This is a genomic window from Roseitalea porphyridii (assembly GCF_004331955.1).
Classification (GTDB): Bacteria; Pseudomonadota; Alphaproteobacteria; order Rhizobiales; family Rhizobiaceae; genus Roseitalea; species Roseitalea porphyridii.
Genome location: NZ_CP036532.1, coordinates 3,279,690 through 3,296,919 on the forward strand (window position 1 = coordinate 3,279,690; position 17,230 = coordinate 3,296,919).

Here is a 17,230-nt window from a genome sequence, read left to right on the forward strand (position 1 = left end):
CCGATACCGACAGGAGGAAGCCATGACCACATTGCAAGGCAGGACGGTTCTGCTGACCGGCGGGCTTGGATCGCTCGGCCGGGCGCAGGCGAAGCGGTTGTCGGAAGCCGGCGCCGCAGTGACGATCCTCGAGCGGCCGGACCTTGACGGCGCGCAGGCGCGGGCGCGCGAACTCGGCGCGCGCTTGCTGCCATGCGATCTGAACGATCTCGCCGCCGCGCGGACGACGGTCGCCGAGACGATCGACGCCGACGGCGGCTTCGACGTTCTCGTCAACAACGCCGCCCTCATCATCAATCGGCCCTATGACCAATTCACCCTCGACGAATACGAGGACCAGATCCGCGTCAATTCCTCGGCGGCCTACGCGCTGACGAGCGTGTGCGCCGAGGCGATGAAGCAGAAGGGCTGGGGCCGGGTGATCAACTTCACGTCGGTGACGCTGAAGGGCATCATCGACGGTTACGTGCCCTACATCACCTCGAAGGGCGCCATGCTCGGCCTGACCATCTCCCTGGCCCGCGAACTGGGACCGCACGGGATCACGGTCAACGCGGTTGCGCCCGGCGCCATCGTTTCCGAGGCCGAGGCGCGCGTGTTCGGCGACAAGGCGCAGGACTATTCGGACTGGGTGCTCGAACAGCAGGCGCTCAAGTCACGCATCCAGCCCGAACATGTCGCCGATCTGGTCCACTTCCTCGTCTCGCCGGCGGCCGACATGATCACCGCCCAGAACATCGGTGTCGACGGCGGCTGGCTCGGCGGCAAGGCCCCCGGCACGCAGTAGGGCTCGCCTCGGGTCTTGTCAGATCTACCCGCATTGCTCGGGTCGGGCGGTTTCGTAGCGTTGGGGCATGAGCAAAGCCAAACGCACCGAAACCGCCCTCGCCCAATCAACGCGGTTTTGCTCTGACAAGACCACAAGTGACAACGCCTGTTGCCAACATCACCTTTGCTGGTTCGACCAGTTTGGGTGTATCCACGGTTCGCTGTTGTCAGCGGCCAGCGGCATTCGCTCCAGAATGTGGTCTGCTGCCTTCTCGCCGGTCATGATCGACGGCGCGTTGAGATTGCCATTGGTAATGCGCGGGAAGACGGAGCTGTCGGCGAGACGCAGCCCATCGACACCGATGACCCGGCATTGCGGATCGACCACGGCCATCGGATCATCGCGCCGGCCCATCTTCGCGGTGCCGCAGGGGTGGTAGGCGCTTTCTACATTGTCGCGGATGAAATCGTCGAGCGCGTCGTCGCTCGTTACATTCTCGCCAGGCTGGATTTCGCGCTTGTAGAAGGGCGCGAACGCATCCTGTGAGAAAATCTCCCGCGTCAGGCGGATGCAGCGACGGAAATCGATCCAATCCTGCTCGTGCGCCATGTAATTGAAGCATATGCGTGGCGGCGCGTTCGGGTCGGCCGAACGCAGCGTGACCTCACCACGCGATGGGCTGCGCATCGGCCCGACATGCGCTTGAAAGCCATGCCCCTCGGCCGCTGCCTGGCCGTCATAGCGCACCGCAATGGGCAGAAAATGGTACTGGATATCGGGATATTGCACTCCCGCGCGCGAGCGGATGAAGGCGGCGCTTTCGAACTGGTTCGAGGCGCCGGGCCCGGTGCGGCTGAGAAGCCAGCGCGCCCCGACATAGGCCTTGCCGACCAGGTTCCAGTACCTGAACAGGCTCACCGGCTGCGAAGCGGCCGCCTGAATGTAGAGTTCGAGATGATCCTGCAAATTCCTGCCGACCCCGGCACGATCGGTGATCGGAGCGATGCCGTGTTCGGCCAGATGTTCCGCCGGGCCGACACCCGAAAGCATGAGCAGCTTGGGCGAATTGATCGATGATGCCGCAAGGATGACCTCCGCCTCGGCACCGATGACTTCGATTGCGCCGCCGCGTTCCACTTCGACACCGGTCGCGCGTCCTTGCTCGATGACCACACGCCGCGCGAATGCGCGAACCAGATCGCAGCTGTCGCGCTTAAGGGCCGGCTTGAGATAGGCGTTGGCCGCCGACCAGCGCCGGCCCCGCCAAACCGTCATATCGAAGGGGCCAAATCCTTCCTGCTGGTGGCCGTTATAGTCATCGGTCACCTCGTAGCCGGCCTGCCGCCCCGCCTCGACGAAAGCCCGGGTCAACGGGTTGTCGCGTTTGCCGCGCGTTATGTGCAGCGGCCCGTCGGTGCCGCGCCAGGCCGGATCGCCGCCATGGCCGCCATGGTGCCAGTTTTCGAGACGCTTGAAATAGGGCAGCACGTCGGCATAGCCCCAGCCGTCTGCGCCCGTATCGCGCCAGTGGTCATAGTCCAGCGCATGGCCGCGCACGTAGATCATGCCGTTGATCGAGGATGATCCACCGATCACTTTGCCGCGGGGCGTCGCCAGACGGCGTCCGCCCAGATGCGGTTCGGGCTCGGTCTGAAACCCCCAGTCGTAGCGCTTCATGCCCATCGGATAGGACAGGGCGCCGGGCATCTGGATCAAGGGGCCGGCGTCGGTGCCGCCATGCTCGATGACAAGCACGGATTTTCCCGCCTCGGCCAGTCGATAGGCCATGGCGCAGCCGGCACTTCCCGCGCCGACAATCACGTACTCGGCCTTCATCAGTACGGCGCCTCGACATCGCCCATGCGCACGTAGACCGACTTGATCTGGCTGTAGTGCTCCAGCGCGGCGTGGGCGTTCTCGCGGCCAACGCCGGACGCCTTCATGCCGCCGAACGGCACTTCGACGGGGGCGTCGTTGTAGGAGTTGATGAAGCAAGTTCCCGCCTCGAGCCGCGCGATCACGCGATGGGCGCGGCCTATGTCCCGGGTGAAGACGCCCGCCGACAGGCCGAAGGGCGTATCGTTGGCGCGGGCGACGACCTCTTCTTCATCCTCGAAATCGAGCACCGCCATCACGGGGCCGAAAATCTCGTCGCGGGCGATCGTCATCTTGTCGGTCACATCGGCGAACACCGTCGGCGCGACGAAGAAGCCGGGGCGGTCGAGGCGTGCGCCGCCCGTCACCAACCGCGCGCCTTCGGCCTTGCCTTTGTCGATATAGCCCAGCACGATATCCATCTGGCTTTCGCTGACCATCGGGCCGAAGGACGTGGCCGCATCGCGCGGATCGCCGATGACAGCGTCTCCAAGTCTCTCGGTCAGTCGAACGAGGAACCTGTCCTTGATCGACCGATGGACGAAGACGCGCGTGCCGTTCGAACAGACCTGGCCGGACGAATAGAAGTTGCCGAGGATCGCCCCGCCGACGGCGTTCTCCATGTCGGAATCGTCGAAGACGATAAGCGGCGACTTGCCGCCAAGCTCCATCGTGACGTGCTTGAGATCATGGGCGGCGGCGGCATAGACCTTGCGTCCGGTCGGCACCGAGCCTGTCAGCGAAACCTTGGCGACGCGCCCGTCACCGATCAGCGCCTTGCCGGTCTCGCCCATGCCCTGAACGACGTTGAAGACGCCATCGGGCAGCCCGGCTTCCGTGAGGATCTCGGCGACCTTCAGCGCGCAGAGCGGCGTGTTCTCGGACGGCTTGAAAACCATCGTGTTGCCGCAGGCGAGCGCTGGCGCAGCTTTCCAGCAGGCAATCTGGGTCGGGTAATTCCAGGCGCCGATGCCGACGCAGACGCCGAGCGGCTCGCGGCGCGTGTAGACCCAGTCTTCGCCCAGTTGCATCGTCTCGCCGGTCAGCCCGCCAGCCAGCCCGCCGAAGAACTCCAGCGCATCGGCGCCGCTCGTTGCGTCGGCGACAAGCGTTTCCTGCAAGGGTTTGCCCGTGTCCATCGTCTCGAGCAGCGACAGATCGGCGTTGCGCTGGCGCATGATCTGTGCGGCGCGGGTCAGGATGCGGCCACGCTCGCGCGGCGCCATGGCGGCCCAGGCCGGCTGTGCCGCTTTCGCTGCCGCGAGCGCCTGATCGACGATGGCCGCCGTTCCCGCGTGAACGGTGGCGATCGTCTCGCCGGTATAGGGAAAGATCACATCGATGGCCGCGCCCGCAGGGTCTTCGACGTACCGTCCATTAATGAAATGGCTGGCTTGAGGTTGCGTGTCGTATGGCATGGTCAGTGCTCGTAGTTTTGCGATGGACTGACGATCAGTGCCGGCCGATGGCGCGATCGAGATGGTCGGTGATCATGGCGACGGCGGCGGCACCATCGGGCGCACCTTCGCGCAGGGCCTGGCGGATGTAGAGGCCGTCAATCAGTGCGGCGAGCGAATGCGCGATCGCCTCGGCATCGCCATCGCACAGCTTTCGCAGATCGAAGGCCAGATTGCTGTGCAGCCGCCGGTGATAGACACGCAAGAGCCGCTGCGCTTCGGCCGATCTCTGCGCCTTGACGTAGAAGCTGAGCCACGCGCTGACGATCTCCGGCTTGAAATTCTGCGCCGAAAACGACGCGTGAATTATGGCCATGAGCCGGTCGCGCGGCGTTTTCGCCGCAGCCATACCCTGACGCGCTTCCTGACCGAAAATGTCGAGGATGTGGCGCATCGTGGCGATGAAGATCTGATCCTTCGAGCCGAAATAATGGTGCGCGAGAGCGCTGGAAACGCCGGCTTTGCGCGCGATCTGACTGACCGTGACGTCGAGCGAGCCCGTGCGGCCGATTTCTGCAATGGTCGCTTCGACCAGCGCGCTCTGGCGCAGCGGTTTCATACCGAGTTTGGGCAAGTTTCCTCCCCCGAGTGGTTGTCATGCGAAGAAAAGTAATTTTAACTGGTCAGTCAATCAACCATGATTGTCAGGGAGAAACGATACCATGCACAAGAGCCTTATCGCTGGCGCGGCCGCGCTGCTGATGACAACCGCCACCGCGGCGGCGCAATGTGAGACCGTAACCTTTTCCGATGTAGGCTGGACCGACATCACCGCGACCACGGCGACGGCGACTGTAATTCTCGACGCCCTCGGCTATGAGACCGACGTGAAGGTGCTTTCGGTCCCCGTTACCTATGCTTCAATGAAGTCCGGCGACATTGATGTGTTCCTCGGCAACTGGATGCCAACTATGGAAGCCGACATTGCGCCTTATCGCGACGACGGTTCGGTCGACACGGTGCGCGCCAATCTGGAAGGCGCCAAGTACACCTTGGCGACCAATGCGGCGGGCGCCGCGCTTGGCATCGACAGCTTTGATGCGATCGCCGCCAACGCCGAAGCGCTCGACAACGAGATTTACGGTATCGAGCCGGGTAATGACGGCAACCGCCTCATCCAGACGATGATCGATGAGGACGCGTTCGGCCTGTCATCGTTCGAAGTTGTCGAGAGCTCTGAACAGGGCATGCTGGCGCAGGTTGAACGGGCGAGCGATCGGGACGAACCGATCGTCTTTCTCGGCTGGGAGCCGCACCCGATGAATGCAAACTTCGAGCTGACCTATCTGGAAGGGGGCGATGATTTCTTCGGACCGAATCTGGGCGGCGCCACGGTCTACACCAATACCCGCGCCGGCTATGTCGAGGAATGCGAAAATGTCGGGCAGTTCTTGAACAACTTGGAATTTTCGCTGGCCATGGAAAACGAGATCATGGGCGCAATTCTCAATGATGGAGAGAACCCCGAGGACGCCGCGCGCGCATGGTTGACGGCCAACCCCGGGGTGCTTGATGGCTGGCTCGACGGCGTGACAACGCTCGATGGCGGCGACGCCATGGAAGCTGTCACTTCCGCACTCGGCCTTTAGGGCAGCGGGGGCAAGGGGCGTCTCTACTCCTGGCGGCGGGGCTGGCGATGATGGATTGGGGGTAACACGATGGAGTGGCTGTCGGAGAACAAGATTCCGGTCGGCCAGGCCGCGAGCGATCTGTTCGAGTGGCTTCAGGACAATGGCCAGTGGTTCTTCGACGGGCTGGACGTTGCGCTCGACCGGTTGATCGAATCGATCCTTTGGCTCATGCAGTCGCCCCACCCGCTGATCACCATCGCGATCTTTGTCGCCATCACATGGTTGCTGCAAAAGAGTTGGCAGACCTGCCTGTTCGTCTTTGCCGGTTTTCTGTTCATCCTCAATCAGGGATACTGGGAAGAGACGACCGAAAGCCTGACGCTGGTGCTCTCCGCCTGTGTCGTGTGCATGGCGATCGGTGTGCCGATCGGCATCGCCGCCGCGCATCGGCCAAGGCTTTATGCCGCGATGCGCCCGGTGCTCGATCTGATGCAGACGCTGCCAACCTTCGTCTATCTGATACCGGCGATCGTCTTTTTCGGTATCGGCATGGTACCGGGGCTGATCGCGACGGTCATCTTCGTTGTGCCCGCGCCGATCCGGCTGACCCATCTGGGCATCAGTTCGACGCCCAGGCCATTGCTCGAAGCGGCCCAGGCGTTCGGCGCCACGCCGCGCCAGACATTGTGGAAGGTCGAACTGCCCTACGCCATGCCGCAGATCATGACCGGGCTGAACCAGACGATCATGTTGTCGCTTTCCATGGTCGTCATCGCCGCGCTGGTCGGCGCGGACGGGCTCGGAGTGCCGGTCGTACGCGCCCTCAACCAGGTCAACACGGCGCTCGGCTTTGAAAGCGGCATCATAATCGTGGTCGTCGCCATCATGCTCGATCGGGTTCTGCGGGTGCGGCGCACGTGAGCAACGCGGTTGAATTCAACAATGTCTCGATCGTCTTCGGCGACAAGCCGGCACAAGCCTTGCCGCTCATGGATGAAGGACGCTCGCGCGGCGAAATCCAGGCCGAGACAGACCAGATCCTCGGCGTCCATGATTGTTCAATCGCCGTCCCCGAAGGCGAGATCCTCGTCCTAATGGGCCTGTCGGGCTCGGGCAAGTCGACGCTTCTGCGTGCCGTCAACGGGCTCAATCCGGTCATCCGCGGATCGGTCTCGGTGCGCGAGAACGGCACCATGGTCGATGTGACCAATGCCAATTCCAGGACGCTGCGCCGGATTCGCATGAACACCGTGTCGATGGTCTTTCAGCAGTTCGGCCTTCTGCCATGGCGGACAGTGCGCGAAAATGCCGGCCTCGGGCTCGAGCTTGGCGGGATGCCCGCCAGGAAGGCACGCGAGCGGGTCGATCACCAGTTGGCCCTGGTCGGCCTATCAGACTGGGCCGACCGCAAGGTGGGCGAATTGTCGGGCGGCATGCAGCAGCGGGTCGGTCTGGCGCGCGCCTTTGCCACCGATGCGCCGATCCTTCTGATGGACGAGCCGTTCTCGGCGCTCGATCCGCTGATACGCACCCGGCTTCAGGACGAATTGCTCGAGCTGCAGGCCGAACTCAAGCGCACCATCGTCTTTGTCAGTCACGATCTCGATGAGGCGTTCAAACTGGGCAACCAGATCGCGATCCTCGAAGGCGGCCGGATCGTCCAGGCCGGAACGCCGCAGCACATCTTCCAGAACCCGCAAAACCAATATGTCGCCGATTTCGTGCAGAACATGAACCCGTTGGGTGTTCTGCGCACCCGCGATCTGATGCGTCCCCCCGATGGCGCACCGTCGCACACTTTGCCGGCCGATATGCTGATCAAGAACTGCATGGACCACCTGATCGGTATGGAAGGTCCGGTCGGTGTTGAAGAAAACGGCCAGATCGTCGGCCAATTATCCAAGGACGATCTGCTGAAGGCGCTTGCTGGCGCTCCGAGTTCGGGCGAGGTAGCAACATCAGGGCGATGACGGTCGCATTCCGGATGCCGTCGGCACCAAGGGGTGTTGTCAGAGGAAACAAATCCGACCGCCTTTCCCCGTCCACCTCGATGGTCGATAGTCGCAAACGTCTGTTTCGTATGGAGAAACCTCCATCAGAGCACCGCTGACTTCCACAACCGACCCGTCGAGATGCTATCAGCGTGGCTTCCTCTGACAAGTCCTCTCGCTGGCACGATGATTTGGCAGTTCGGCGACAGTTGTTTCCTGAACAGAAATAGGCGTCGTATGACGGATGGCGGATCAGTCATTATCAGCGAGTTGGTGTTCGACCGATGATCTCGGCCCATTATCATCATCTGGCCAAGCGTCTTGACTTGCCACAGCCCAACTCGGTGCTCTCAAAGCGGTTGGAAGCCCGAGGTTGAATCTACATTCAACGCATCCAGAGCATGGCGGCTACGATCTGCAGGAAGCCGAGGAAGTGGGTGGCGCGGGGTCAAGGCGCATGGCGATGCGGCGGAAGTGCTTGATCTTGTTGAAGCATCGCTCGACCGTGTTTCTCATCTTGTAGGCTTCGGCTTCGTAGACGATGCGCCGCCTTCTGGTCGGATTGCAGGGGATCACCGACTCGGCGCCGAGGTCTGCGACCAGCGCCCTGATGGCGTTGGAGTCGTAGGCCTTGTCGGCCAGCACGCGGCGCGGCGACAGGCCGTTGAGGAGCGCCGGGGCGAGCGGCGCGTCGCCGGGCTGCCAAGACGTCAGGACCAGCTCGAGCGGCCGGCTCAGAGCGTCGACCGTCATGTGGATCTTGGTGGTCAGTCCTCCTCGGGAACGCCCCGTAGCCGTGCTGGCCCACAGGAACATGCTCCATGTTACACGCATTCGCGCTCTTCGATTGCCCAAGATTACCCGTGGCGTCGAAGATCGGGGGTTATGGTGGTCCGATCGGGTCTTTAGGGACGGTCGAGGGAGCAACATCCCCGCGACTTTGATGGTCCGCGAACCGACTGGGAGGAAACCATGATCGAATTCAACTACCGGCTAGCGAAGCGCCTTGCCAATGCCGCACTGACGGCGCTTACCGCATCTGCCCTTACCGCGGCCGTCCCGACAGGGGAAGAGGCGCATGCTCAGGAACATACGCTGCGGGTTGCCTCCGTGGCTTCCGAGGGCAACATCGACTACGAGTATCTGGAGGAACTGGCCCGTAGGGTGACTGAACGCACCGATGGCCGAATAGAGTTCAATCTCTTTCATGGCAGCCAACTCGGCTCGATCAAGGAGCAGATCTCGAGCGTCAGCAGTGGTGCGATCGACATGACGCTGCACGATTTCGCGGCGCTTGCTTCCTATGTCGAGGACATCGCGCTGTTCAATGCGCCCTACATATATCGGGACGGCGCCCATGCGCTGACCGCGACCGATCCGCAGGATTCGGAGGTCATGGCCGACTTCAATGAGCAGGTCATCGAGGCAGGCGATATTCGTATCCTCGGCGGCCTCTATCGGGGCGCTCGGCAGTTGACGGCGAGTTTCGCAGTGTATGGACCCGACGACCTGAAAGGCGAGAAGATCCGCGGCGTGCCGCTGCCGATCTGGACCACCATGCTTGAAGGCATGGGCGCGATTCCGACGCCTGTCGAATGGGCCGAGGTTCCGTCGGCACTGGCCACCGGACTGGTCGTCGGCCAGGAAAACCCCTTGGCGGGGATCTACCAGACCAAGATCTACGAGGTTCAGCCCTACGTGATGATCACGGGTCACATGCAGTCCGTGCTCGGCCTGTTCATCAACGAGGACAGTTGGCAGTCGCTCTCGGAGCAGGACCGGGAGGTCTTCCGCGATGTTGTCGACGAGATGGAGCAGTGGTCCCTCGATCGCGTTGCCAGCGAGGAAGAGGCGATCAAGGAACAGCTTCGCGACGAGGGCGTGACCGTGATCGAGCCGGAGGATGGACTGCGCAATGAAGAGTTCCGTCAGGCCGTGCTCGAAAAGGTCGCCGAAGACTTCCCGCAGTGGACAGATGACATCGAACGCATTCGCGCGATCGACTGATCATTGACGATCTCCGGCGCCCGGCGAGGTCTCGGGCGCCGTTCCCCGCAAGCCGTTGAAAAGGTGCGCCATGCGCCTCATCCATGCAATGCGCAAGGGTTACCTGGCGATCAGCGTCGCCTTGCTGGCGCTCGTGACGGCACTGCCGATCATCCAGGTGGTCATGCGAAACCTGTTTGATACGCCACTCATGCGCTCGGAAGAGTTCACAAAGTATTTTCTGATCTGCCTGGCGTTCATGGCGGCCCCCGTTGCCGTGTCCGGTGCCGGCATGATCGCCATGGACGAATTGCGTCGCGCTTTACCCGGTCTTGCGCGACGGACCTTGTCGGTCTTGATCCTTGCGGGCTCGGCCTTGATCTTCGCCGTCGCGACCTTCTCTGCGGTGCTGACGTCGGTGAAAAACGCGCATGTCTCGACAACACTTGGCGTGCCTTTCTGGGTTTTCATTCTCCCCGGCACGATCGGCTTCCTTCTGGTCACCTTCGAGTATCTCGTGCGGCTCGTCGAATATTGGCGCGACGGTGAGAGTAGCTACACGGCGGACGAAATCGCCGATGAAATTGATGTCGATCCGACTTCGTCCGCTCCTCCGAGTGCGCTCTAGCCGAGGACCTTACTATGACAATCGGATTGGCTTTCCTCGTCCTGTTCTCCGTCGGCTTCCCCGTTGTGGTCGCGATGATGCTGCCGTCGATCTACTACATCCTGGCGAACGGTTTCCCCCTCGACTCCGCCGCTCAGAGACTGATCTTCTCCGTCGACTCCTTCACGCTGGTGGCTATCCCGGTCTTCATTCTGGCCGGCAACCTGATGAACACCGCCGGCATCACGTCGCGCATCTTCAATTTCGCCAACATCGTGGTCGGACGCGTGCCCGGTGGCCTGGCTCAGGTCAACATCTTTGCCAGCCTGATCTTCGCAGGCATGTCGGGCGCCGCTCTCGCTGACGTCGGCGGTCTGGGCCGTGTCGAGATAAAGGCGCTGCGCGAAAGAGGGTTCAGCGCCGGATTTGCGGCCGCCGTGACCGCGGCGTCTGCGACCGTGGGGCCGATCTTCCCACCCAGCATCATCCTCATCATCTATGGTGCGGTCACTAACACCTCGATCGTGAGCCTGCTGCTGGCCGGCGTGCTGCCCGCGATCCTGTGCGTGATCATGCTGATGCTGACGACCGCCATCCTTGCGCGTCTGCGCCGCTTCCCGCGCGAACCACGTTGGCCCACGCCAAGCGAAGTAACACGCGGCGGAGCGGCGGCACTGCCGGCTCTGCTCGCGCCTGTGTTCCTCGTCGGCGGCATGCTCACGGGCTGGTTCACGCCGACCGAGGCTGCTGCCGTCGTCGTCCTCTACATCCTTCTGGTGAGCGCGCTCGTCTACCGCGATCTCAGCCCCAGCCATTTGCTGACCTCGGCGGTCGACACAGTCAAGGCCACGGGCGCGATCCTGGTGATCGTCGCAGGGGCGCAGCTGCTGGGTTGGGTCTTTGCACTCGAGCAGGTGCCGCAACAATTTGCGTCCGCCGTGCTGCCTGACACCGACAACACTATCGTGCTTCTGCTCGTCCTGAACCTGATCCTGCTGGTTGCCGGCATGTTCCTGGACGCCGGCGTCGTCGTGCTGCTGATCATGCCGATCGTGGCGCCGCCCCTGATCGCAGCCGGCGTCGATCCCGTGCACTTGGGCATCGTGTCGGTCTTCAACGTGGTGCTCGGGTTGGTGACGCCGCCGATGGGCCTGTCCTTGTTCCTGATCAGTGACATCGCGCGCGTACCGATGAGCCGGCTCGTGCGGGAACTCCTGCCCTTCTACGTGCCGCTGTTCCTCACGCTCATGCTGATCACCTTCATACCGGCCATTTCGCTGTGGCTGCCAAACCTCAACTGACCGGAAGGACGTTTCCGCATCATGCGACCCCTGAAGATGCTACAGATCGGAGTAGGTGGATATGGCGCAGCTTGGCTTCGCGACTTCGTCCCGCCAGTGAAAGCCAGGGGACTGGTCGAGACGGTGGCGGTCTGCGACATCGACGGACAGGCGCTGGGCGAGGCGCGCGACTTTCTGGGGCTGCCAGAGACCCAGTGCTTCACCGATGCAGCCCAAGCGTGTCGTCAGGCCGACGCCGATTTCGCTCTGATTTCGACTCCACCGTGGGACCACGCCGATCACGTCGCGATGGCCGCCAATGCCGGCATGGATGTGCTGTGCGAAAAACCGATTGCCGCTTCGATTGAGGACACAGCGCGCATCGTCAGAACAGCCCGCGAGACGGGCCGCCGGATCGCGTTCACGATGACCCACCGGTTCGATCAGGCCCATTCCACCCTGCGACGCGAGGTCCACAGCGGCCAATATGGCGCGCTCGATTACATTGCCTTCCGCCTCACCGGTGAACTGCGGCGGTTCGCGAGTTGGGGCCGGTTCCGCCACGAGATGGACGATGTCATGTTGGTCGAGGCAGCCATTCATCACTTCGACATCCTGCGCGATCTGGCCGGCGCCGCGCCAGCCTCCATCTTCGCGACGTCCTGGAACCCTCCCTGGGGGGAGTTTGCCGGCGATTCCCAGGTTCTGGCGATCATGCGCTTCGGCAACGACGTCCGGGCCAGCTACGAAAGCACCGCCTGCAATGCGGTCTCCATCAACGAGTACTTCAAGGGCACGATCCGCGCCGAGTTCGACAAGGCCACGCTGATCCTCGACGGCGGACGGCTGGAACGCATGTACTACGATCCCACCGGCCAAGAGCCCGTACGCCGCCCCGGAAGCGGGGAGACGGTTGAGCCAGTCGTGCAGGACAGTTTCGGAAACGTCTGGATCATCGAGCGCTTTGTGCAGTGGTTGCGCGGCGGCGAACCAATGCCGACGCGGCTGGAAGAAACGCTCCAGTCGCAGGCCATGGTTTTCGCCGCGCTCGAATCGGCGCGCACGGGCAAGCAGGTCGACGTGCGCGCAATTGCCGACTGGTTCGGCCATTTGGCCCGGCCATAGAGCCGCGCCAACCAATCATACACCTGAAAGGAGAACCGTGAATGAAGCTCGAAAACAAGATCGCCGTCGTCACCGGTGGAGGCGGAGGCATCGGCCGTCAGACATGCCGCCTGCTGGCTGGCGAGGGGGCGAAGATCGTGGTTGCCGACCGGGTCCTGGAGGATGCCGAGCGCACGGCAGCGGAATTGAGCGACGCCGGTGCGACAGCGGTCCCGATGCACGTCGAAATGGCCGACGACGACTCCATCCGCAAGTTGGCCGAGCAGTCGGTGGAGCGGTTCGGGCACATCGACATCCTCGTCAACAATGCCGGCGCGCGCGTGTTCGGACCGGTGACGGACGCCACCCTCGAAGACTGGGCGTTCATTCTGGACGTCAACCTGCGAGGCCCCGGGTTGAGCTGCAAGTACCTGATCCCGCACATGCGCCAGGGCGGCAGCATCATCAACATCTCGTCCGCCAACGGTGTGGTCGGCCGTCCGGGAATGGCGCTTTACGATGCGTCCAAGGCGGGACTGCTGGCGTTGACCCGGTCAATGGCCTGCGATCATGCCGATCAGGGTATCCGCATCAATGCGGTTCTGCCCGGACCGACGCTGACCGACTTTCACATCAAGCGGGCAGCCGCCGAAGGCCGCGAACTCGATGCCGGGCTGACACGGCCGCACGATGATGGTCCCGGCATATTGCGCCGCCAGGGTCTGCCGGAGGAGATCGCCGCGGCGGTCGTGTTCCTGGCGACAGACGATGCTTCCTTCGTCACCGGTGCATGCTTCAACATCGACGGCGGACTGAGCGCCATCGCACAGAGGAACTAGGCCGAAACGATGATGCCGCGTGTCGACGTCCTAGAGCGTTGCCGGAAGATCCGCGCCGACGAGAACGGCATTCTCGTTGGCGCGGCCATCGGCGCGGGTCTGATGGCCGAGGCGGCCACTCGCGGCGGCGTCGATCTGCTGATCGCGATCACCGCCGGCCGTTTCCGTATGATGGGAGGCGCCTCGCTCACCTGCATGATGCCGATCGCGGACAGCAATGCGCTTACGGCACGTTTCGCCCGGTCCGAGATCCTCAACAACAGCACGGTGCCGGTGTTCTTCGGCGCCAACTGCATGGATCCGCGCCTTGATCTCGATGCCTTCCTCGATCGGGTGCGCGACTGGGGATTCTCCGGCGTCACCAATTTTCCAAGCGCGCTCTTTGTCACGGGCGGGTTGCGTGATCGGATGGAGGCGGCAGGGATCGGCTTTGGCCGCGAAGTGGAACTGGTCAAGCGCGCGAAGGAGCACGGATTGGCGACCATCGCCTATGTCCAGACACCGCAGGAAGCGCGGGTGATGGCCCAAGCGCCCGCCGACATCGTCAATGTCAATCTTGGCTGGAACCAGGGCGGGACGCGCGGCGTCGAAAGCAGGCTTTCGGTGAGCGACGCCGGCAGTTGGGTGCGTCACATGGTCGAAACGATAGGACGCGCCAATCCCGATGTCCTGCCCGTCATCGAAGGCGGGCCGATAACGACCGCCGAGGAACTTGTTGCCGTTTGCCGCGAGTCCCGTGCGCTGGGCTACATCGGCGGGTCAACGATCGACCGTATGCCGCTGGAAGACTCCGTGTCGGACAAGACGTCTTCCTTCAAGACGATGCACGTGTTGCGGTCGAGGCTCGATCGGCTCGAGCAGAGGCTGGAGCGCAGCCCGATCGAAAAGATCCTGCCGGGTACCTCCGATGCCGTTCGCATGGCGGTGGCCCGGACACACGAGGCGGCCGGCTCCGAACTGCCCGTGCTCATCATCGGTGAGCCCGGCACCGGGCGGCGCCAGATCGCACGTGCAATCCACCGTCACGGGCGCCGCCGAAACGATCCGTTTCGCATAGTCGGGTGCGCAGGCAAGACCGAGGAGGAATTAGCCGCCGAACTGTTCGGACATCGCGGGCCGGAAGACGAGCGTCGCCGGCTGGGTCTGCTCGAAGTGCTTCAGGGCGGCACCCTGGCGATAGCCGATGTCTGTCAGGCCCCGGCAGGTCTCCAAACGCAGTTTCTGGATATGGTCTCAAGTGGTCGGATGCCACGCTCGACGGGCGGTGAGGGACCCGGTCCCGACATCCGTCTGCTGTTCACGGCGCGACCGGCAGGTATGGAAGACGGCATTGATCCGGCCCTGCATGCGCGGATCGGCGCGCTTGAAGTGTTGCTTCCGCCGCTCAGGGAGCGGCCCGAAGACATTCCGCTCCTAGCCCGTCAGATCCTTGACCGCATAGGCGATCGAAGCGGCCGTGCCGCGCGCGGCCTGGATCCGGCGGCTCATCGTGCGCTGATATCACATGGATGGCCGGGCAATCTTGACGAACTCCACCATGTGCTCACGCGGGCTTCAATGACGACCGGCGACGGCCCGATCGCTGCCGCGGCCATCAAGCACGCGCTGGGAACGTCCCATTCAATGACACCTCGCCCCGATGTCGTCGACGAGAAAAGCTGGCTTCTGGATGGGTTGCGTCGCAACCGCTTCCGAAGAAACCAGACTGCGGCGTTTCTCGGGATCTCGCGAAAGACCCTTTACAACAAGATGAAGCGCCATGGTCTTCTGTCGACCTGATCGAAATCTAACAAAGAGTTCCGTCGGCAATACGCATCGCATCGCCATGCCACTTCCGGCCGTGCAGTACGATGGGCCTGCCGCTGATCTGTTGCGCCTCGGTGACCAGGTCGGCGTCCTTCAACGATCCTTGTGCCGCAAAAGCGTGCAACACGATCGACTCGGGTTCGATGGCGGCCGCATGCACCACCTGATCGAGCGAACTGGCCATGGCGACGACCCCGAGACCGTCGCTCTTCAATCGATCAAGCCGAGCGATCTCGGCTGCATAGCCGGTTCCCATCGCATCGAGGCCCTCGGCGAGCGGCCCGGAATGGGCACCCATCGTCGGATAGTTGACGACACGTCCAATGCCCTTGTCGCGCAGTGTCGCGCACAGATCGTCCCAGATAGCGAAGGGGTCCGCTGCAAGGATCGCGCCGACCGTGCTCGACGAAAAGCCGTCGGTTCGCTCGAGCGCCTCGAGGAGCGCCCCGTTGACGCTGACATTCGGCATCAGCACACCCAGTTCGATCGTCGTTTCGTCGCCTCGAAACCGCCAGCGGGCGGGTGCGAGAACACCCGGCTCATCGGTTCCGGCAGGCGCCTGTTCGGTCAGGAATCGAAAGTGAACTCTGGCGTGGGCGTGGGACATGAGCGTCGAACTAGACGCCGGCCGGCCCTTCGCGCAAGCGGTCGCGCTCAAATCGCATCAGCACGACCAAGCTTCACGGTGCGAACGGGGATGCCATGAGACGTGCCTACGTCATAGGAACCTGTGACACGAAGGGCGTGGAACTGGCCTTCGTGCGCGATTGCCTTGAAAGGGCAGGTACGAGAACGCGGCTCGTCGATGTCGGGACGAGACAGTCCCCCGGCATGGCCGATGTCGCCCCGGACGAGGTCGCCATGGCGCACCCCGATGGCGCCGCTGCCGTCTTCGTTGATGACCGCGGCAAGGCGGTCGCTGCGATGGCCGATGCGCTCCGCCGCTGGTTGCCCGACAGGGATGATCTCGCCGGTGTTGTCGGATTGGGCGGATCAGGCGGCACGGCCTTGATTTGCCCGGCGCTTCGGGCGCTTGACGTCGGTGTCCCCAAACTCATTGTTTCGACAGTCGCATCCGGCCAGGTGGGCCAATATGTCGGCGGTTCGGATATCACGATGATGTATTCGGTCACCGATGTGGCCGGCATGAACCGGGTCTCGCGCAAGGTTCTGGCCAACGCCGCCGCCGCCATGGCCGGGATGGTCAAATTCACCTCCGAGGAACAGGGCGACGACCGGCCGGCACTCGGGCTCACCATGTTCGGGGTGACGACCGCGTGCGTCGATGCCGTGCGGTCGAAAATGGAAGACCGTTACGATTGTCTTGTCTTCCATGCCACCGGCACCGGCGGCGCAGCGATGGAGAAGCTTGCCGATTCCGGCCTCGTCGACGGCTTGATTGACCTGACGACGACCGAAATCGCCGATCTGCTGGTCGGGGGGATTTTCCCGGCTTCCGATGACCGCCTCGGCGCGCCGGCCCGCGGGCCGCTTCCCTATGTCGGCTCGTGCGGCGCCCTCGACATGGTCAATTTCGGGCCCGTGTCAGAGGTGCCGGAACCTTATCGGAAGCGCCTTCTTTACGCGCACAATCCGCAAGTGACGCTCATGCGCACCACGCCCGAAGAGAACGTCAGGATTGGCACCTTCATCGGCGAGCGGCTGAATCGCATGTCCGGTCCGGTCTGCTTTCTGCTGCCCGAGGGTGGCATCTCGGCTCTCGACGCGCCGGGCCAGCCATTCTGGGATCCCGAGGCGGACCAAGCCCTGTTCGAGGCCATCGAGCGGACGGTTCGCCCCGGGGCGCACCACAGCGTCCTGCGCCTGCCTCATCACATCAATGACGAACAGTTTGCCCAAGCGGTCGTGGCCGCGTTCGAGGAGATCCAGCGATGAACTATCACGCCAATGGTGCCGCCGATCCGGCTTTTCGACGGACCGACCT

16 protein-coding genes are annotated in these 17,230 nt (G+C 63.1%); 11 read left to right on the plus strand and 5 right to left on the minus strand.

Annotation, left to right across the window (positions count from 1 at the left end; all coding sequences use genetic code 11):
• Nucleotides 1-22: 22 nt before the first annotated feature.
• The gene (locus tag E0E05_RS16010; protein ID WP_131617604.1) at nucleotides 23-787 is read left to right on the plus strand and encodes an SDR family oxidoreductase; all 765 of its coding nucleotides are present in this window, start codon (nucleotides 23-25) and stop codon (nucleotides 785-787) included.
• A gap of 159 nt (nucleotides 788-946) precedes the next feature.
• Here the strand turns inward: E0E05_RS16010 and betA are convergent, their stop codons facing one another.
• From betA to betI, 3 genes are read right to left on the minus strand one after another with little or no spacing between them, the layout of a single operon-like run.
• Nucleotides 947-2,605 carry a choline dehydrogenase gene (gene betA / locus E0E05_RS16015; protein WP_131618095.1) on the minus strand — a complete coding sequence of 553 codons (1,659 nt, stop codon included), beginning with the start codon at nucleotides 2,603-2,605 and terminating at the stop codon, nucleotides 947-949.
• Complete coding sequence (betB, locus tag E0E05_RS16020; RefSeq protein ID WP_131617605.1) at nucleotides 2,605-4,062, minus strand: betaine-aldehyde dehydrogenase; 1,458 nt, start codon at nucleotides 4,060-4,062, stop codon at nucleotides 2,605-2,607. The genes betA and betB overlap by 1 nt, the downstream gene beginning before the upstream one ends.
• A 34-nt stretch (nucleotides 4,063-4,096) precedes the next feature.
• The gene (betI, locus tag E0E05_RS16025) at nucleotides 4,097-4,675 is read right to left on the minus strand and encodes a choline-binding transcriptional repressor BetI (RefSeq protein ID WP_131617606.1); all 579 of its coding nucleotides are present in this window, start codon (nucleotides 4,673-4,675) and stop codon (nucleotides 4,097-4,099) included.
• A gap of 88 nt (nucleotides 4,676-4,763) precedes the next feature.
• Here betI and E0E05_RS16030 point away from each other — a divergent pair, with 88 nt between their 5' ends.
• The 3 genes from E0E05_RS16030 (at nucleotide 4,764) to choV (ending at nucleotide 7,642) form a co-directional block, all read left to right on the plus strand.
• Nucleotides 4,764-5,690 carry a choline ABC transporter substrate-binding protein gene (locus tag E0E05_RS16030; protein WP_131617607.1) on the plus strand — a complete coding sequence of 309 codons (927 nt, stop codon included), beginning with the start codon at nucleotides 4,764-4,766 and terminating at the stop codon, nucleotides 5,688-5,690.
• A gap of 69 nt (nucleotides 5,691-5,759) precedes the next feature.
• A complete protein-coding gene (gene choW / locus E0E05_RS16035) occupies nucleotides 5,760-6,593 on the plus strand; it encodes a choline ABC transporter permease subunit (protein WP_131617608.1) in 834 nt (277 codons plus the stop codon).
• On the plus strand, nucleotides 6,590-7,642 hold the full coding sequence (choV, locus tag E0E05_RS16040; RefSeq protein ID WP_131617609.1) for a choline ABC transporter ATP-binding protein: 1,053 nt from the start codon (nucleotides 6,590-6,592) through the stop codon (nucleotides 7,640-7,642). Before choW ends, choV begins: the two co-directional genes overlap by 4 nt.
• A gap of 429 nt (nucleotides 7,643-8,071) precedes the next feature.
• Here choV and E0E05_RS16045 read toward each other — a convergent pair whose 3' ends face one another.
• Nucleotides 8,072-8,416 carry a transposase gene (locus E0E05_RS16045; RefSeq protein WP_244597803.1) on the minus strand — a complete coding sequence of 115 codons (345 nt, stop codon included), beginning with the start codon at nucleotides 8,414-8,416 and terminating at the stop codon, nucleotides 8,072-8,074.
• Between the two features lie 219 nt (nucleotides 8,417-8,635).
• Here E0E05_RS16045 and E0E05_RS16050 point away from each other — a divergent pair, with 219 nt between their 5' ends.
• The 6 genes from E0E05_RS16050 (at nucleotide 8,636) to E0E05_RS16075 (ending at nucleotide 15,258) form a co-directional block, all read left to right on the plus strand.
• Nucleotides 8,636-9,670 (plus strand): TRAP transporter substrate-binding protein, encoded by a 1,035-nt coding sequence (locus E0E05_RS16050; protein WP_131617611.1) that lies wholly within the window; start codon nucleotides 8,636-8,638, stop codon nucleotides 9,668-9,670.
• Nucleotides 9,671-9,740: 70 nt separating this feature from the next.
• On the plus strand, nucleotides 9,741-10,277 hold the full coding sequence (locus tag E0E05_RS16055; RefSeq protein ID WP_131617612.1) for a TRAP transporter small permease: 537 nt from the start codon (nucleotides 9,741-9,743) through the stop codon (nucleotides 10,275-10,277).
• A 14-nt stretch (nucleotides 10,278-10,291) separates the two neighbouring features.
• A complete protein-coding gene (locus E0E05_RS16060) occupies nucleotides 10,292-11,557 on the plus strand; it encodes a TRAP transporter large permease (RefSeq protein WP_039723644.1) in 1,266 nt (421 codons plus the stop codon).
• Between the two features lie 21 nt (nucleotides 11,558-11,578).
• Nucleotides 11,579-12,661 (plus strand): Gfo/Idh/MocA family protein, encoded by a 1,083-nt coding sequence (locus E0E05_RS16065; protein WP_131617613.1) that lies wholly within the window; start codon nucleotides 11,579-11,581, stop codon nucleotides 12,659-12,661.
• A gap of 41 nt (nucleotides 12,662-12,702) precedes the next feature.
• Nucleotides 12,703-13,479: an SDR family NAD(P)-dependent oxidoreductase gene (locus E0E05_RS16070; RefSeq protein WP_131617614.1), complete on the plus strand. Its 777-nt coding sequence runs from the start codon at nucleotides 12,703-12,705 to the stop codon at nucleotides 13,477-13,479.
• A 9-nt stretch (nucleotides 13,480-13,488) separates the two neighbouring features.
• On the plus strand, nucleotides 13,489-15,258 hold the full coding sequence (locus tag E0E05_RS16075; RefSeq protein ID WP_131617615.1) for a phosphoenolpyruvate hydrolase family protein: 1,770 nt from the start codon (nucleotides 13,489-13,491) through the stop codon (nucleotides 15,256-15,258).
• Nucleotides 15,259-15,265: 7 nt separating this feature from the next.
• On the opposite strand, the gene E0E05_RS16080 is transcribed toward E0E05_RS16075, so the two are convergent.
• Nucleotides 15,266-15,892, minus strand: a complete 627-nt coding sequence (locus tag E0E05_RS16080) for a phosphoenolpyruvate hydrolase family protein (RefSeq protein ID WP_131617616.1) — start codon at nucleotides 15,890-15,892, stop codon at nucleotides 15,266-15,268.
• Between the two features lie 95 nt (nucleotides 15,893-15,987).
• Between E0E05_RS16080 and E0E05_RS16085 the strand changes: the two genes are divergently transcribed.
• Nucleotides 15,988-17,181: a Tm-1-like ATP-binding domain-containing protein gene (locus tag E0E05_RS16085; RefSeq protein WP_131617617.1), complete on the plus strand. Its 1,194-nt coding sequence runs from the start codon at nucleotides 15,988-15,990 to the stop codon at nucleotides 17,179-17,181.
• The last annotated feature ends 49 nt before the right edge of the window (nucleotides 17,182-17,230 follow it).

What these genes read in the sequence shown, in the direction of transcription:
- E0E05_RS16010 (WP_131617604.1), top strand. Translation starts at nt 23, where the DNA reads ATGACCACATTGCAAGGCAGGACGGTTCTGCTGACCGGCGGGCTTGGA.
- betA (WP_131618095.1), bottom strand. Translation starts at nt 2,605, where the DNA reads ATGAAGGCCGAGTACGTGATTGTCGGCGCGGGAAGTGCCGGCTGCGCC.
- betB (WP_131617605.1), bottom strand. Translation starts at nt 4,062, where the DNA reads ATGCCATACGACACGCAACCTCAAGCCAGCCATTTCATTAATGGACGG.
- E0E05_RS16030 (WP_131617607.1), top strand. Translation starts at nt 4,764, where the DNA reads ATGCACAAGAGCCTTATCGCTGGCGCGGCCGCGCTGCTGATGACAACC.
- choW (WP_131617608.1), top strand. Translation starts at nt 5,760, where the DNA reads ATGGAGTGGCTGTCGGAGAACAAGATTCCGGTCGGCCAGGCCGCGAGC.
- E0E05_RS16045 (WP_244597803.1), bottom strand. Translation starts at nt 8,416, where the DNA reads ATGACGGTCGACGCTCTGAGCCGGCCGCTCGAGCTGGTCCTGACGTCT.
- E0E05_RS16050 (WP_131617611.1), top strand. Translation starts at nt 8,636, where the DNA reads ATGATCGAATTCAACTACCGGCTAGCGAAGCGCCTTGCCAATGCCGCA.
- E0E05_RS16055 (WP_131617612.1), top strand. Translation starts at nt 9,741, where the DNA reads ATGCGCCTCATCCATGCAATGCGCAAGGGTTACCTGGCGATCAGCGTC.
- E0E05_RS16060 (WP_039723644.1), top strand. Translation starts at nt 10,292, where the DNA reads ATGACAATCGGATTGGCTTTCCTCGTCCTGTTCTCCGTCGGCTTCCCC.
- E0E05_RS16065 (WP_131617613.1), top strand. Translation starts at nt 11,579, where the DNA reads ATGCGACCCCTGAAGATGCTACAGATCGGAGTAGGTGGATATGGCGCA.
- E0E05_RS16070 (WP_131617614.1), top strand. Translation starts at nt 12,703, where the DNA reads ATGAAGCTCGAAAACAAGATCGCCGTCGTCACCGGTGGAGGCGGAGGC.
- E0E05_RS16075 (WP_131617615.1), top strand. Translation starts at nt 13,489, where the DNA reads ATGATGCCGCGTGTCGACGTCCTAGAGCGTTGCCGGAAGATCCGCGCC.
- E0E05_RS16080 (WP_131617616.1), bottom strand. Translation starts at nt 15,892, where the DNA reads ATGTCCCACGCCCACGCCAGAGTTCACTTTCGATTCCTGACCGAACAG.
- E0E05_RS16085 (WP_131617617.1), top strand. Translation starts at nt 15,988, where the DNA reads ATGAGACGTGCCTACGTCATAGGAACCTGTGACACGAAGGGCGTGGAA.